The organism is Paenibacillus sp. FSL H7-0357, assembly GCF_000758525.1.
GTDB lineage: Bacteria > Bacillota > Bacilli > Paenibacillales > Paenibacillaceae > Paenibacillus_AQ.
The window spans coordinates 5,384,496-5,397,727 of sequence record NZ_CP009241.1; the positions used below are offsets into that span (position 1 = coordinate 5,384,496).

Below are 13,232 nucleotides of genomic sequence, written 5' to 3' on the forward strand. Positions count from 1 at the left end.
TTAGGAAAATACCCGTTTTTTGACTTTGAGTGTAACCAGAGACTTTGCAGTATTGATATTGAGGATGGAGAACGGTCCGGCAGTTACGTCTGAAGCCAGTACAGATAGTCCGTCTGTTGAAACGTCTGCCACTTCAACCCCTGGTACGAATGCAGCGTCAGGTGTGCCAGTGTATGGAGCCTCGAACCAGTCGCCTTCACGTGCAATAACCACCTCAAGGAACTGATCTGTGCCAGCTGCAAGGGTTTGATTTGCGAAACCAGCCACATTTGCACCGTTTGTTGCTTTGGTCCAGCGACCACTTGCGAGTTTTACAGCCTCACCGAGTACGAAAGCTTCAGAGTTTGTTGCTAGAATAGAACTGATCCGGTGCGTAGGTGCGCCGTAATCGTTAAATGCGAATTTGAACGCCATGTTGATTACCTCACTTTTTCACGTATTTTTTTGCCTCTTTTTGATCAATGCCAAATAGGCTGAATGCATCAGCCAGTTCTTTCGGTACTTCAACTTCGTCTCTTGCTTCGCCGCCAGTCGTTACCACAGCAGCCCTTTTATTGAGCCGTTGCTGTTTCAGCACATTTTGCTCGGCCATCTTGCGTTCTTCCGCGCTGATCTTATCCCGGTTCGCCAATTCATAAGCATCTATCGGGTCGTATCCGCGGTTGATCTTTTCCTGAATGGCAGGAGTAAACCATTCTGCTGCTTGTCCTTCCTCTGACATCGCGCTTGCCAGATCAGGATACTTAGCAAACAGATCTTGCCAGCCCTTAAGCATTGACTCTTCTGACTGTTGTTTTTTCTGTGCCTCTTGTGAAGCCTTATCACGGTCCAAAACAGCTTTGGCTTCAGTGAAGAGTGGATGATTGTCAATTAACTCTTCAATCTGCTTGGGGTCGTATCCATCAGCAGCGTAGCCATCAATTAACTCCTGTTTCAGTGTGGCGAATTTGCTTTCTTTATCTTGAATGGCTTGCTGTTCCAAACGGTCAAGGTCTGCGACATACTCCGCATTATCCTTATATCCGTTTAATTTTGCTGCTCTATCCAGTGCGGCTTCGTATTCTTTGGCCCGACCTTCTACCTTTTCGTAGTTCAGTCCCTTACGCGCATATTCAGCCACCTTTCCATCTTCAATAAACACGTCCTCTTTATTGAATTTGACGGTAATTCCCTTACGTTCCGGTTCCTGATCTGTGGGAGGATCTTCTTCGGGCGCGGGTTCTGGATCTGCTTCAGGTGCTGTAGGTTCAATGCCAAACAACGCTAATGCTTCACTGACTTCAGTGTCGGCCTGTGGGAGGGCGGACGGTTCGACTCCTTCGCTTTGGGGGGCGTTGTTGTCAAGGTTTTCCATGGGTAACACTCCTTTATCGAATGGCTCCTATGGGTGGGAGCGAGGTAAAAAGCAATAGAAAAGGCCGGGGGATTCTCACCCACGGCCCACTATGCTGATTGTTTTGTTAATGCTGCGGCTGCTTTCGCGGCCTCTATATCAATCTTTTGTTGTTGAATGCTTTGCTCGAACTGTTTATCCTGCTGTTGTGTCTGTGCTTGCTGATCATTGACCTGTTGAAGTTGCTGCTGTAACCCTTGATTCTCTTGCTGTAACTGCTGCGCCTGCATCATGGCCTCTTGTTGCTGTTGTTGCACCTGTGCAGCCTCTTGGATGCGCTGCTGTATGACGTTCATAGGCTCCATACGCCCATATTGGACGGTGTACCGGACCGCCTCAGCGTCGATCATAGGTAATTGTGTGATCGGATCAAGCATCTTCAGCATGTTGAAGGCCATCTGCACCCAGTATTCACGGTCAACCGGCTTATCTGCTGCGATATTTACCTTGATATCAAACATCGGCACATACTCTTCTTGAAGGTCTAGCTTTTCTACTTCCCCGTTATCTAGTTGATTCTGAAGCTGTGTGTCTACGCTGTTAACCAACCTGTCCCGGCTCATGCCCACCTTACGGCCTGTTACACGTGCCACACGTTCAGTAGTGTAGAATTGCGCAATCAGCTCAACATACTGGCCGAAAGTCTCTTCTAGCGCTTCCTGTATCGCATCAGTAACTGAGTTTAACCGTGTGCTAGCTGCCGATATTAGAGCCTTCGCTTGTTCTCCACTGGTTACGTTGCTGCTGGCCTGACCATTGGCAGAATCGAACTGCCCCGGGATCTTCTGAAGCATGTTCAGGTAGTACTCAATCATGTTGAATACAGTAGAAGGTACGTCTACACCTTGAATTTCCTTGATCTTCTCAAGTCCACCTTGCGCAACGGGCAACATAGCTCCCGGCATGGATCGCTGTTCCTTCCAGGTTCGCACCTGTTTGGAGTTGATTGCACCTTCCTCATACATGGCCCCAGCATTACCTTGCTTTGCCATCGTCTCAACAGCCAATTCAGCGAATTTATTCAGCATGATTTGCGGCTTAATCATGTCCCTCATAAATCCCTTGCCCCACACGCTGCCTTCAATAGGGAACAATGTCCGGGCGCTGAACGGGTATTTACCATGATCGTATACATATGCCTTATGCTCCAGGAACACGCCACCGGCGCTAACATAGATGCAGTGTATGCCCTCCATGGTTCCGTCAGCCTTGGCTAATGCTTCTGATGGGTCTTTGCCACTCTCTACAAGGTTGGTAGCCTGTTCCTCAAATAGCTGCTTATCCTCTGGCGTAATCACCTTAGGTAGCCCTCTGTACCAATATTCCAGCAGACCAGCCATTTGACTTTGTGTACTTGCGTCTCCAGAAGTGTCAGTGAAGTTAAATGACTCTTGTGTGCCTTCGTTCTGAAATATGCGTACATCTGAATCACTTTCAGCCTGAACCTTCTTCCCTTGCTTCGGCCATCTTTCTCTGAAGTAACTCAGTGGCTGCGGCGTCTTGACGATATTTGCTCCGGCCTTTTGAAGGTTAATGAAGTCGATGATGCGCGGGTCCGGGAAGAAACTACCCAATTCCACTGGTATGATATCGTTCTGTCCATCCCAGCGGTTAAGGCCCCTCCCACCCTCGACTGTAGGGTCATAGATGGTCTTGAGGATCAACGGTCCGTGAATAACACATGTCCGAATGGCCCGTGTATACTTCGACCTGAAACCAATCTGCCGCAACTCATATGGCATGAAGTCGTTGAGGTCCTGCGCCTTTTCCTCGTCACCTTCCTCCTGCGCCTCAAAGTCAGGGAATGGGTCCCAGCCGGTGATTTTACCGACAATAGATTCAATTTGCGCCCAACATATGTTATCCACGTTGGACGGTCTAAGGTTGGTAATATGCTCGGGCCTCAGTCCGTACCAGTGATCACCGCGGTACATTCGCTGTTCCTGCTGCCATGTCGGTTCAATGTTCTGTCGATTTTCCTTATATGTGCTGAAGTCCGTCTGAACCACATTTACAAGCTTCTGCTGCTGTGGGGTGTTGATCGGTTCAATCTCTGGTTTCTCTGTTCCTTCGTTGCCGAATATGCTTTTTATCTTGTCCATTACTGCCACGCTATCACCTCCCTATTGCTTCAATTCATCGTTGTATTGAATGTCATCAGCCCAACTCATAGGCTTGTGCTTAGGTGGATCCGGCTCAGGTGGTCTATCCATCTGCTTATACTCCCGGTAATCCTTCGCCATGAGTTTGTTTGTCATATCGTGTATCGTCGCTTGCTGCTTGCTTATGATCACAGACGACAAATAAGCGATTGCGCTGATGGCAATCACTCCGAATATGGCTATGATGTTGGTGTCTGTCACTGTATCACCCCTTATAAGATTCCACTGTACTGCTGTGGTTCGTCATCATCATCGTCGTCAAACCGTCCTTGTCTCCGGTCATCTGGCATTGCTGTCCACGGTTCGTCATTGTATACGATAGTGTGCACCAGTTCTCCAGCAATGGATATGGTGTCCACTTGGTCATCGTTCTTACCACGTGGGAAGCTCAATAGTTCATCCTCGAAATCCGTTAGCCACGGCGCTCCCTCACGGTGATAAACCTTGCCAGCCTCATATCGTGCTGCGATTGGTAAGCTGCGAGTAACCTTATCCTTATCTACCTTAATCGGTAGCACCGTCATGCCCTCGCGGGTCATTTCCTGAATCAAGTTGGTGCCGAAGGTTTTATCTTCAATGGCCTGAAATGATGGACGGTAACGGTAATTCTGCTCTTTCATGAGTGGCTTCTGATCAGGTCCTATAATATGAGTCCGGTATACATCGTATATGAGTATGTCATTGTCCGGCGTAACATAAAATGTAGTTACGACAAAGTAGTCATTGATCGTCTTCTCGCTATTCGCTGTATCAACCGTTTGAAATATCTTGCACCTTGATTTCTCATATCTCTTCTCACCTACCAGTAAATATTGCATTGATACGAACTTAGTTTCCTCTTGAAAGTATTTGAAGTTCTTGCGCTGAAATATCGTACCGCCTGCAGCTGATGGCCTTTGCTGATATAAGGCATTGAATACATACGAGCCAACATCGGACTTGATCTGGTCCATGCGGCGAACATCAAAGCCATATTCAGGCCATAACGCTTCACCCTCGGTACGACCTAAAAAGTCATTAGCCTCCGCAATAGCCGGGAAGTTAATGACTGTCCAACGCTCGCCCACGTGTATTCCTTCTCTAATCTCGTCGGCTTCTTTCTTTAGCAACCTACCTACCAAGTCGTCTTCATGCCACCGTGTCATAACAACGACTATGCGACCATCTGGAGTTAAGCGAGTGTACAGCGTTGAAGTGTACCAATCCCACACCTTTTCCCGCATAACCTCTGAGTTAGCTTCCTCCGCGTTCTTCACAGGGTCATCAATGATTGCTATCCTTGCGCCCTTACCTGTTATTGATCCGCCCACACCAGCAGCTGTAACGCCTCCACGGTAGCCCTCAATGCCCCATGATTCAGACGATTTATTATTCGGGTCAACAACAGCGTCAAACACGCCGGGATTACTGGTTAAAGTGTCACGTGATATCCTTGAGAATCCTCTACTCAGGTCGATTGAGTATGATGCAACAATGATTTCATCGCCGGGATTGCGTCCGACGTGCCATGCTGGGAACTTCTTAGACACTCGTTCCGACTTACCATGCCGCGGGGGCATAGTCACTATCACACGCTTGAGTTCTCCGGTGGACACCTTCATCAGCGTTTCATCAAGCACATCCAAATGTTTTCCCGGCCGATCCCGGTACTCACTGTCATAGTCCATAAAATAAGAAAAGTCAGCATAGGCACGTGCCTGTCTGACTTCATCCAGTGTCGGCAACCTTGCCAAGGATGTTTTCAAGGTTCCTCAACTCCTCTGGTGAAAGCTTCTTCAGATCCTGTTTAACGGTCATTGATCCGTTTATGTTAGTGCTGGCTGTTGGATCACCCTTCATCAGCGCCCGTTTATCATATAGGGTACCGAAGTATGTGGATATCTGGCCTAATGGAATCGACATTACCGATGAGACTTCTCTCACCATATCCATGATATCTTTGGGATTTGCATTAGCATCCGTGAGAGCATCTGTGAGTTTTTCGATAATTCCATCAAAGTTCTCAGCTGCCGCCTGAGCAAGTTTTATCTTTTGTCTCCCCAATGCCAGAGCCTGCTTCATATCATCGTAGATAACATCGATCAATTCTTCTCTTTTCTCTTCTCGCAAACTCTCAAGCTCATCCGGTTCTTCCTTACTGATCTTGTCCACAGTTGCCCATGATACACCAACCTCTTTAGCAATTAGGTTCTTTGACTTGCCCATAGTAAGCAGGGCCTTGATGCGTTCTCGCTTTTCATCATCCAGAGCTACACCTGCTCCCATTGTGTTCACCTCCCCCTAATCCAAAATGTAACCACCTAACACAATGTAGCGACAGCATGTTGTCACCTATCTAACTACCTCTATGAAGATATATATCATAGCCATTAATATCCAATATACGTACCGTTCTGAATACCTCAACCTTATCCGGCCTCGCTTTGCTTAGTATTTCGGTCGTCTCGATGGCGGCTTTGCCGCAAATACAAAAAAGGCAACGACGACATGTCGTTACCTCTTGTGATGTGGGCAAGGATTTACACCTTGCATGGAACTATACCGTTGTTAGTTGGCACCATGTTTCAGGGAAATACAGTTTCGTATTTTCAACGGTTTTTTCAGCCTTCCTACCTTACTTCTTTTTACCCAACTTGTTCTAGGTAGGCATATCGTAAGACTGTTCCTTAACTGTAAGTAGCGTCTACATATTCCGCCACCACATCATATATGCAAACCATTCCCAACATCGAAGGGGCGCTGTTCTCTAGCGCGTTGGGGATGGGTGTTGCTAAAAGGTAGCGCCAACCCGTAGCAGTCAGCGCATGAGTTTAGGTGTTACCCTAAGGAGTGAGTGGAATTGATGGGAATCGGCGATAGGGGCAGTCCGCGCGTCACTGATCGCCAATTCCTCATACTAGCATTATATCACGATGCCTTTGCACTTGTTGTCACTACTTTGTCATGTTGAGCCATTCTATTGCGAATATATCCGTACGAATGTCCAGTATGTGCGGCGATTTCCTTCAAACTGTACCCCTGTGCACGTTTGGACAATATTACATTATCCAACCCCGTGAACTGATCCATGTATGATTCATATTGACGCTTGATACCTTCCAATCGCTGTACCTCGTCAACACACTCATTTAGCTTATCAGCAGCTATGTTATATAGTTCCAGTCCCTTTACCAGATCTATATGGCAGTAGATGCTTGATGGCAACTTACCTTCAACCATAGCTTTCTGAGCGGCTTCCCATTGCTTACGAAGTTCAAATTCCCTGAGCTTCATCATCTGCAGTTCAGCGCACGTATCGGCGTATGACTCCTTCCAGTTCATGGTTATCCCCCCTATAGATAAAATGAATTATTCCAACACCAGCACATACCCCTCATCACGTAGTTTATGTGCTCCCTCACAATCTATTTGCTGTACTGTTCCGATCTTCGGATTTGATAACCCGGGCAACTCCTTAATCCATTCACACCGAACATATGTTAATGATTCAAAGTGTTCTATAAGATTCTTCAGTGGATCACTCATGTTTTACCACTCCAATCACTTCCAGGCTACCCGCATGATATGGCATCGTCGTCCGTGTACCGTCTATCCATACATATACCCATTCGTTGATACGTATGATCCTGCCGGTTATGCCTGACTTGTGCCGGACCCTGTCGCCTACTTTTTTTCAGCCACAACTCTCTTAACTTCATCCCAAAGTTTGTCACAAATATCATTATCGTACCAATGAGTCCCATCCAAAAATATTTGCATTCCAGAGTCTTGTAATATCTCAATCATTTGTCCGATGGTTAGCAAAGGCACATTTTTAAGGTGAGGTTTACTGATGTTTTCAGCATTTGTGACAAAATACTCTTTTGGATCATTGTTTAGTAAATCTACAATGTAATCTCCGACTTCAGGCGACCATTTAATTGCTAATATTTTCTGTTGTTCTTCTGTTATTTCAGAAAGTTGATCCCTCGTGATCCTCTTCTTCATCAAAATTACTCCTTAGGAGAAAAGGCGACCGGAGCCGCCTCACTCATTCATCTTCTTAAGCAACCGATCGTACATACTCGATTTGGGCAACTCTGGCTTTGAGCTCTTCGAACTCTTCCCGTGTAACTGTCGATCCAGCCATTGTTGATGTCTCAGCAACCAATCCAGTGGCTGCGCCTTCGGTAGTATCTTCTTCGGTGTCGCGAAAGGCCGGGGCCGTATAGGTTACCTCTTCAGTGGTTGCGTCGCTGTTTTGGTCGGGAATATCGTATGAATGATCCTCATCACTAACGTCCGATTGTTGCGCTGCAAGGTATTCGGTGCGAAACGGAATTGCCTTCTCGGCTGTTACCTCCGTATATTTTATGTCTTTGTACAGCGTGTAATCTTTAATTTCCTCTTCAGTATCCGCAAGTATGGCCTTGAACTGTTCATTCCATTTACCCTCATAAACTACACTGTGTATTACTCTCTTTTCTTTCTTCACCGTTTCTGCGCCATCAAGGTTTGTTCTCGCTGGTGCCTTTGGTGCCGTAGCTGCTGCAATCTTATCGTTTAATTCATCAATCGTTTTCTTTGCTTCCTGTAGTTCATTAGAGGCGTTGTCGCGCTTTGTAGCGTGGTCTTCTGCTTGCAATTTAGATTCATACAGCGCTGCCTTTAAGGTTGCGATTTCCGTATCTTTCGCCTCGATAATTTCGCTCAGTCTTTGCGATTCCGCTTCTGAAGCTTCGCTGAGCTTGTTATACCCTTCCTCAATGTCTTTCTTTTCTTGGATCAATTGTCTGAATGCTGATATAACTACCGATCTTACAGCCACATGATCCGCGATAGTGGTAAAGTATGCGCCAAGAGGCACCCCAAACAGTTCAATCTCTTCTTCGCCGCGTGCGATTACTGGGTCAACTTCCGGCTTGTCCAACTCTGCGGTCAGTTCCGCAATCTTTTCCTCAAGGTTCGCCACCTTTGCATTGTCCCGGAGTCCCCCGTGCTGATTTTCCGTGTTAAGCTCATATTGCAACTGGTTGATCTGTGTTTCAATTTCCGATATTTGCACAAATACTCCCCATTTCGTTCATATTCTTGATTATTACCTATATTATACACTATTTCCCGGCTTTATTGTACATTTTTCTCCGTATTTCTAACGTTTACTCATGATTTAATCATGCCGTTTTGAGATTAATCAAGTCCTTTTGCAGCATCTTGCAACCCTCTGTGTATATGACCACAGGAGGGTCATACAGCGCCCTTAAGCTCCGCTGGTGTGTTTGCTTGTCCAGCGTAATGATCGTGCCTCTATGGACCCCTGAATCGTCAATGAGCTTATATCCAGTGCCAAGGTTGATCCATGCTGCCTTCATGCGCTGACCTCCCAAATTGATATTTCAATTCTTGGCTTTGCACTGTACCTCTTTTTTACTGTGGCCTCGACTACTTGACTATCATCCACCCACATGATGTTTGTGAGCGCGTCTGTGATCCCCTTCAGGTAATTGTCTGCATCAGGCTTGGTGAGTGGTAGGATCTCTCCTTTCTCGGCTGCAGCGGCCTTTTTAAGCGATTTGCGAATGACTGATGTTAGTGGACGGTAAGCAATCACTTCAAGCCCTAGCGCCCCTTGTAGAGGATGTGGCGGTGCGTATTCCCGGGAGGCTAGTCTCACATAATCTTTGTAGTGTTTGGACTTGGCTGGATCGTACATTTTTACAAAGCCTGTGGCTGTAGTTGCCCGGGGTCTGCCTTGAGCGACAGGAGCCCCGTATACCGTGAATTTGATCATGCGCCCTTCTTACCTTTCTTGCCGCTGAGGTAGTGACTCTTGTTCTGCTTGAGTGGCATCTTTGGTGGTCCGTACTTGGCTATCATGTCGGTGTACTCTTGGGGTGTCATTTGCCGGGTGATACATTCACTATGGCATGTGGCGCGGTTCGGTGGTGGAAAGCTGGATACTACTGGCATAGGGGTGATACGGCGATGTCTTTTTACGCCACTACTCATTTTTGATTACCTCCCATTCCGTATCTTCTCTCATATTCACTTCGTGTCATCACTAGCTTAATGGTTGTGCTTTCAGGTAGATTGTGAGGATCTATATCGCTGTCTGGCTGTACTGGTGTGGGGTCAGCCGCTTTTGCCCTCAGTTCCTTTACTTCAGAAACCAGTTCTGTAAGCCAAGTGTACGAATTATCACGAATCATTTTCAGATATCTACCTGACTCCATACGATTTACCGACCAAGTTTTTGTGAGCGTCTTTTCAATAATTTCAATTTCTTGATCCGACAGTTTAGGCATTGTCTGTTTCCTCCCCTGGTAGGTTGATGTGGGCATAGTGGGTGATTCTATCGGCTATATATCCATTTGGCGTGTACCACATGAACCTTCCAGCATCTACTTCATCAAGTTCCGCACTTGCTAATTTACCGTTTCCATACACCAAGTAAACCTTGTTGCGTTCTGGTTCGTTCTCAGGGTACTTTATCCAATTGATCATGTGGGTTGTTCCTTTCTTTATGGGGAGCCAGATTATGTAAACCTTATCCGGCCCCCGCTGCGCTGGGATTATTCGGTCTGATTCGATGGTCTTCGGCCAAGGAGTTAATTCCGCATCAATAGCGCCATGTCGTACCCGGATTCGATGAATTGGATACTCAGCTTCCGGTTTACATCGTTCCCCAGCCGGTCATAGATTTCGTACATTTCATCTTTAGTGAATTTAGTACCCATCACCTCATTGAAACTTCTCAGAACCCGCGGTGCCCAGTATTTGTTTAAACCCTTAGCTATCGGACGGGAAACCCAAGCAAACATCTTACATTTGAAATCAAGCTCTGTACTTAATCCATCCAGCCTGAAGTACACATTATTTCTTGGTTCAAGGATGATTTCGTTATTGCGGTTTATGAAGGCCTTTGGAAATGCGTGGAGCGCTTGATTGATAATGTTGCTCAATGACGCCTGATCCGATAATTGATAGCTTGCTGTGCTCATATCCTCTTCTCCCCCTTATACCTCTATTAGTTCTGGATTCTCGTAGATGTTGCCGATGACTTCAGCCTTATATCCCCGCACATCATATCCAGTCCAACCGCCATTCCCGGCATTTATGCGATATGTTTCTGGAGGAACTGCCTTGTATCTTCCTTGATTGCTGTCGTAGCAGATAATGAACTTTCTTGGTGTGTCGTCGATATATTCATCATCTGAGTGGTCATTCGGGTTGACGTTAGAGAAATAGTCCTCTAAAACAATATCCCCTTCGTAGATCTCCCGGCCGTTCTTGTCCTTTAATCCGGTGTATTGCATGAGCTCCACATCTTTCCCATGAATATAGTGACCGGATGATGACCAATTGGCGTTCTCACCATCGAATGGCTTCCTCCATACATGAACGTTTTCTTTTTTGCTGTCTTCCAGTTCTCCGCCTAACTCATAATCAATTTGTGAAGGAACAAACATTCTTTTGAAACTCTTATCCCACGCCCGGAACTTAATCTCTCTGCCCATCGTGTATCCTCTCCCTTTGGGGTCTGCCCCCTAAAATTCAACTCTTCCAAACGCTATATCAATATTCAACTTGCTTCTCCGTTTATCATGGTCCTTCTGGATCATGGCGTGTAGCTTATTGCAGGACGGGCAAAACTCAAACCCTGCTACATTCGTGGCACACTCTTTACAAATGCCGTTGTCGCAGGTTTCGTGGTGTCCGCCTATCATATGCCCCCTTTGATCTTTTGCTGAGGTCCATAGGTAGCCAACTACAAAATCACATAGTTGAGTGGCTTCATTCCTGCGGCAAAAGGTGCAAGGGTATTTTGGCATTTTTGCGACATTGCCCATGTCTCTGCCCCCTTATAAGTTAAGTACCGCTAGTAATGCAGCCTTACCGATGGCTTCAGGTGCTGAACCACCATACACCTTGTAATGCTTTTGGGATTCAGGATCATCAGGTGAAAAAATGCAAACCCATTGTTCATTTTCTTCACGTTTGTCTGACCAAAAAAGATCGAATGTGTATTTTTTCATGCCTTTCAATATGTTCCATGCTGCGGATATATCTTTTGACCAACCACGATTTACAAAGTAGGTGAACGGTATGACTCCCTTTGGCGGCAAGTACCTGAATGCTTCTTCTTCACTGGTGATGGTCGGTGGAACAAGTACATCATTTGAATCACAAGGTCCGTCATAGTCAAAGTTTGGACCTTTCATTCTCCACCAACCAAATACATGTTCAGCAATTAGTGCGTCCAGTTCCGGTCCCGGAGTGCGGCTTAGTATCTCTTCCCTTGTGAGTGTCATGGCCGATACACCTTCCATTCTCCACTATCCAATTTCTGTTGAGCTTGATCTTGAGTAACTGTTATGTTAGATCCATCAGCGTAAACAACCAGTATTTTTCCCCAACCTTCACTGTCTACATTGTCATTCCACGAAATCAGCATGCTGCCGAATATCCGACTGGAAACAAATTCGCATCCCTCGATATCCGAAATTTGGAATTCTGGTACTTCTGTCATTGGTTATCTCCTTCCTCAGCCTGCTTCAGAATCTCGCGCTTTAAATCTATCAATTGCTGCCGGACAAGCTTTTTAACATCAACCGAACGCCAGCAGTATTTATTCTCATACACGTTGTCACAAAGAGGTATTTTGATTTCGATGTTAGCCTGCTCATAAGTCCGGTAATTCGCTGTTTGCTTGTTGCAGACGACGCACGGCTTTGATTCGGAGGAACTGCAGAATCCTTGTTTCACGGTTATTCGCCCTCCTTGGGTGCTGGGGCTGCTGGAATCACGATTGGTGTCCAGTGAGTATGATATCCCGGCCAGTCTTCATCCAGTGGGCTACCGCAATACGGTGACTCCTGAATCGGGAACGTCCACCAGAGTGCATCCCCGTAATCCTCATGCCATTCATCTATTGATTTCGCTTCTGTCAGAGGTTTAAATAATTCATCTACAACCCAAGATGGTCCAGATATTTCTCTTTTCATTGTCTTCTTTAACTCTTCGATTAGATCATTCATGATTTTCTCCTTCCTCACTGGTGGGTGCTGGGGTATCTGGGTATAGGGTGGATATCAGAGTGTCAAATCCAAATGACTTAGCAGCAACGTCAGGCACGTACAGCAGTAGGCCATTGTATGCCTCTTTCAGTCGTTGTTCCCGGAACTCCGCTGCATCTGCACGTGCTTTTTGACAGTCAAATTCGCATTTCCAGAAGTCCCGATCTTCCTCCATTGCTACCAGGTTCCAGTCCCTCGGTGTTTGTGTCATTGGGCTTCCTCCCCGACTTTCTCAAATTCAGCCTTCAACTTTTCGTACTCCTGTCTGCGGCGTTCTTCTTGCCCTTTGGCCCATTGCTGCCGGACAACTTCCCGCTGGCGCTCATATTCTTGGATGTCCTCCATTGTCACAACGCCAGCTTTCAACAGTTCACTTCTCAACCAAATGGTTCCAAGAATATAATTGCTTGCTTGATGCTCACTTTTGACGTGGATCTCTCCAGATTCATCTCGGCTCTCAATTATTATGATTCCGCCGTCCGTTGTGGCTATGGTGATGGCTTCGGCAAATTGCGACATGTGAGTGTAGGCAATTGTCTTACCAAGCAGGTCTGCCTGTTTTGTTATAAAGTACATGTTTGTTCCTCCCTTAGTGGGAGAGGAGGGTTACTCCTACTCCCT

General features: G+C 46.4%; 22 protein-coding genes. All 22 read right to left on the reverse strand.

The features are described 5' to 3' along the window. The 22 genes from H70357_RS23635 to H70357_RS23750 all read right to left on the reverse strand — a co-directional run bounded on the left by H70357_RS23635 (window position 1) and on the right by H70357_RS23750 (window position 13,187). Complete coding sequence (locus H70357_RS23635) at window positions 1–414, reverse strand: hypothetical protein (protein ID WP_038594802.1); 414 nt, start codon at window positions 412–414, stop codon at window positions 1–3. Window positions 415–424: 10 nt separating this feature from the next. Beyond that, window positions 425–1,354, reverse strand: a complete 930-nt coding sequence (locus H70357_RS23640; RefSeq protein WP_038594804.1) for a hypothetical protein — start codon at window positions 1,352–1,354, stop codon at window positions 425–427. Window positions 1,355–1,443: 89 nt separating this feature from the next. After that, on the reverse strand, window positions 1,444–3,495 hold the full coding sequence (locus tag H70357_RS23645) for a portal protein (RefSeq protein ID WP_231578504.1): 2,052 nt from the start codon (window positions 3,493–3,495) through the stop codon (window positions 1,444–1,446). Window positions 3,496–3,516: 21 nt separating this feature from the next. Then, window positions 3,517–3,756 (reverse strand): hypothetical protein, encoded by a 240-nt coding sequence (locus tag H70357_RS23650; protein WP_038594809.1) that lies wholly within the window; start codon window positions 3,754–3,756, stop codon window positions 3,517–3,519. Between the two features lie 11 nt (window positions 3,757–3,767). Beyond that, window positions 3,768–5,300 (reverse strand): phage terminase large subunit, encoded by a 1,533-nt coding sequence (terL, locus tag H70357_RS23655; RefSeq protein WP_038594811.1) that lies wholly within the window; start codon window positions 5,298–5,300, stop codon window positions 3,768–3,770. Continuing rightward, the gene (locus tag H70357_RS23660) at window positions 5,263–5,820 is read right to left on the reverse strand and encodes a hypothetical protein (protein WP_038594813.1); all 558 of its coding nucleotides are present in this window, start codon (window positions 5,818–5,820) and stop codon (window positions 5,263–5,265) included. Before H70357_RS23660 ends, terL begins: the two co-directional genes overlap by 38 nt. A gap of 642 nt (window positions 5,821–6,462) precedes the next feature. Next, window positions 6,463–6,876, reverse strand: a complete 414-nt coding sequence (locus H70357_RS23665; RefSeq protein WP_038594815.1) for a hypothetical protein — start codon at window positions 6,874–6,876, stop codon at window positions 6,463–6,465. A gap of 342 nt (window positions 6,877–7,218) precedes the next feature. Beyond that, entirely contained in the window at window positions 7,219–7,542 is a 324-nt protein-coding gene (locus tag H70357_RS23670) for a hypothetical protein (protein ID WP_038594818.1), read from the reverse strand. A gap of 55 nt (window positions 7,543–7,597) precedes the next feature. Then, window positions 7,598–8,599 carry a hypothetical protein gene (locus H70357_RS23675; protein WP_038594820.1) on the reverse strand — a complete coding sequence of 334 codons (1,002 nt, stop codon included), beginning with the start codon at window positions 8,597–8,599 and terminating at the stop codon, window positions 7,598–7,600. 109 nt (window positions 8,600–8,708) lie between these two features. After that, entirely contained in the window at window positions 8,709–8,906 is a 198-nt protein-coding gene (locus H70357_RS23680; RefSeq protein ID WP_038594821.1) for a hypothetical protein, read from the reverse strand. Beyond that, window positions 8,903–9,325, reverse strand: a complete 423-nt coding sequence (locus H70357_RS23685) for a RusA family crossover junction endodeoxyribonuclease (RefSeq protein WP_038594822.1) — start codon at window positions 9,323–9,325, stop codon at window positions 8,903–8,905. Before H70357_RS23685 ends, H70357_RS23680 begins: the two co-directional genes overlap by 4 nt. 214 nt (window positions 9,326–9,539) lie before the next feature. Continuing rightward, window positions 9,540–9,839, reverse strand: a complete 300-nt coding sequence (locus H70357_RS23695) for a hypothetical protein (RefSeq protein WP_038594825.1) — start codon at window positions 9,837–9,839, stop codon at window positions 9,540–9,542. After that, window positions 9,832–10,038, reverse strand: a complete 207-nt coding sequence (locus H70357_RS23700) for a hypothetical protein (RefSeq protein ID WP_038594827.1) — start codon at window positions 10,036–10,038, stop codon at window positions 9,832–9,834. The genes H70357_RS23695 and H70357_RS23700 overlap by 8 nt, the downstream gene beginning before the upstream one ends. 104 nt (window positions 10,039–10,142) lie before the next feature. Further along, window positions 10,143–10,535: a hypothetical protein gene (locus H70357_RS23705; RefSeq protein ID WP_231578309.1), complete on the reverse strand. Its 393-nt coding sequence runs from the start codon at window positions 10,533–10,535 to the stop codon at window positions 10,143–10,145. A 15-nt stretch (window positions 10,536–10,550) separates the two neighbouring features. Next, a complete protein-coding gene (locus H70357_RS34510; RefSeq protein ID WP_052092213.1) occupies window positions 10,551–11,051 on the reverse strand; it encodes a YopX family protein in 501 nt (166 codons plus the stop codon). Between the two features lie 30 nt (window positions 11,052–11,081). Continuing rightward, window positions 11,082–11,384, reverse strand: coding sequence for a hypothetical protein (locus H70357_RS23720; RefSeq protein WP_052092214.1), 303 nt, complete (start codon window positions 11,382–11,384; stop codon window positions 11,082–11,084). Between the two features lie 12 nt (window positions 11,385–11,396). After that, window positions 11,397–11,864 carry a BC1872 family protein gene (locus tag H70357_RS23725; protein ID WP_156130929.1) on the reverse strand — a complete coding sequence of 156 codons (468 nt, stop codon included), beginning with the start codon at window positions 11,862–11,864 and terminating at the stop codon, window positions 11,397–11,399. Continuing rightward, complete coding sequence (locus H70357_RS23730; RefSeq protein WP_038594831.1) at window positions 11,843–12,064, reverse strand: hypothetical protein; 222 nt, start codon at window positions 12,062–12,064, stop codon at window positions 11,843–11,845. Before H70357_RS23730 ends, H70357_RS23725 begins: the two co-directional genes overlap by 22 nt. Further along, on the reverse strand, window positions 12,061–12,300 hold the full coding sequence (locus H70357_RS23735) for a hypothetical protein (protein WP_038594834.1): 240 nt from the start codon (window positions 12,298–12,300) through the stop codon (window positions 12,061–12,063). Before H70357_RS23735 ends, H70357_RS23730 begins: the two co-directional genes overlap by 4 nt. A 2-nt stretch (window positions 12,301–12,302) precedes the next feature. Then, window positions 12,303–12,572, reverse strand: a complete 270-nt coding sequence (locus tag H70357_RS23740; protein WP_052092215.1) for a hypothetical protein — start codon at window positions 12,570–12,572, stop codon at window positions 12,303–12,305. Beyond that, on the reverse strand, window positions 12,565–12,822 hold the full coding sequence (locus H70357_RS23745) for a hypothetical protein (RefSeq protein WP_038594839.1): 258 nt from the start codon (window positions 12,820–12,822) through the stop codon (window positions 12,565–12,567). The genes H70357_RS23740 and H70357_RS23745 overlap by 8 nt, the downstream gene beginning before the upstream one ends. Continuing rightward, on the reverse strand, window positions 12,819–13,187 hold the full coding sequence (locus tag H70357_RS23750; RefSeq protein WP_038594842.1) for a hypothetical protein: 369 nt from the start codon (window positions 13,185–13,187) through the stop codon (window positions 12,819–12,821). Before H70357_RS23750 ends, H70357_RS23745 begins: the two co-directional genes overlap by 4 nt. Window positions 13,188–13,232: the final 45 nt, after the last annotated feature.

Bases quoted from the DNA above. Each gene is read 5' to 3' on its own strand.
- H70357_RS34510 (WP_052092213.1), bottom strand. From the start codon at position 11,051: ATGGGCAGAGAGATTAAGTTCCGGGCGTGGGATAAGAGTTTCAAAAGA.
- H70357_RS23720 (WP_052092214.1), bottom strand. From the start codon at position 11,384: ATGGGCAATGTCGCAAAAATGCCAAAATACCCTTGCACCTTTTGCCGC.
- H70357_RS23640 (WP_038594804.1), bottom strand. From the start codon at position 1,354: ATGGAAAACCTTGACAACAACGCCCCCCAAAGCGAAGGAGTCGAACCG.
- H70357_RS23730 (WP_038594831.1), bottom strand. From the start codon at position 12,064: ATGACAGAAGTACCAGAATTCCAAATTTCGGATATCGAGGGATGCGAA.
- H70357_RS23695 (WP_038594825.1), bottom strand. From the start codon at position 9,839: ATGCCTAAACTGTCGGATCAAGAAATTGAAATTATTGAAAAGACGCTC.
- H70357_RS23685 (WP_038594822.1), bottom strand. From the start codon at position 9,325: ATGATCAAATTCACGGTATACGGGGCTCCTGTCGCTCAAGGCAGACCC.
- H70357_RS23700 (WP_038594827.1), bottom strand. From the start codon at position 10,038: ATGATCAATTGGATAAAGTACCCTGAGAACGAACCAGAACGCAACAAG.
- H70357_RS23725 (WP_156130929.1), bottom strand. From the start codon at position 11,864: ATGGAAGGTGTATCGGCCATGACACTCACAAGGGAAGAGATACTAAGC.
- H70357_RS23665 (WP_038594815.1), bottom strand. From the start codon at position 6,876: ATGAACTGGAAGGAGTCATACGCCGATACGTGCGCTGAACTGCAGATG.
- H70357_RS23750 (WP_038594842.1), bottom strand. From the start codon at position 13,187: ATGTACTTTATAACAAAACAGGCAGACCTGCTTGGTAAGACAATTGCC.
- H70357_RS23680 (WP_038594821.1), bottom strand. From the start codon at position 8,906: ATGAAGGCAGCATGGATCAACCTTGGCACTGGATATAAGCTCATTGAC.
- H70357_RS23635 (WP_038594802.1), bottom strand. From the start codon at position 414: ATGGCGTTCAAATTCGCATTTAACGATTACGGCGCACCTACGCACCGG.
- H70357_RS23645 (WP_231578504.1), bottom strand. From the start codon at position 3,495: ATGGACAAGATAAAAAGCATATTCGGCAACGAAGGAACAGAGAAACCA.
- H70357_RS23740 (WP_052092215.1), bottom strand. From the start codon at position 12,572: ATGAATGATCTAATCGAAGAGTTAAAGAAGACAATGAAAAGAGAAATA.
- H70357_RS23670 (WP_038594818.1), bottom strand. From the start codon at position 7,542: ATGAAGAAGAGGATCACGAGGGATCAACTTTCTGAAATAACAGAAGAA.
- H70357_RS23660 (WP_038594813.1), bottom strand. From the start codon at position 5,820: ATGGGAGCAGGTGTAGCTCTGGATGATGAAAAGCGAGAACGCATCAAG.
- H70357_RS23705 (WP_231578309.1), bottom strand. From the start codon at position 10,535: ATGAGCACAGCAAGCTATCAATTATCGGATCAGGCGTCATTGAGCAAC.
- H70357_RS23745 (WP_038594839.1), bottom strand. From the start codon at position 12,822: ATGACACAAACACCGAGGGACTGGAACCTGGTAGCAATGGAGGAAGAT.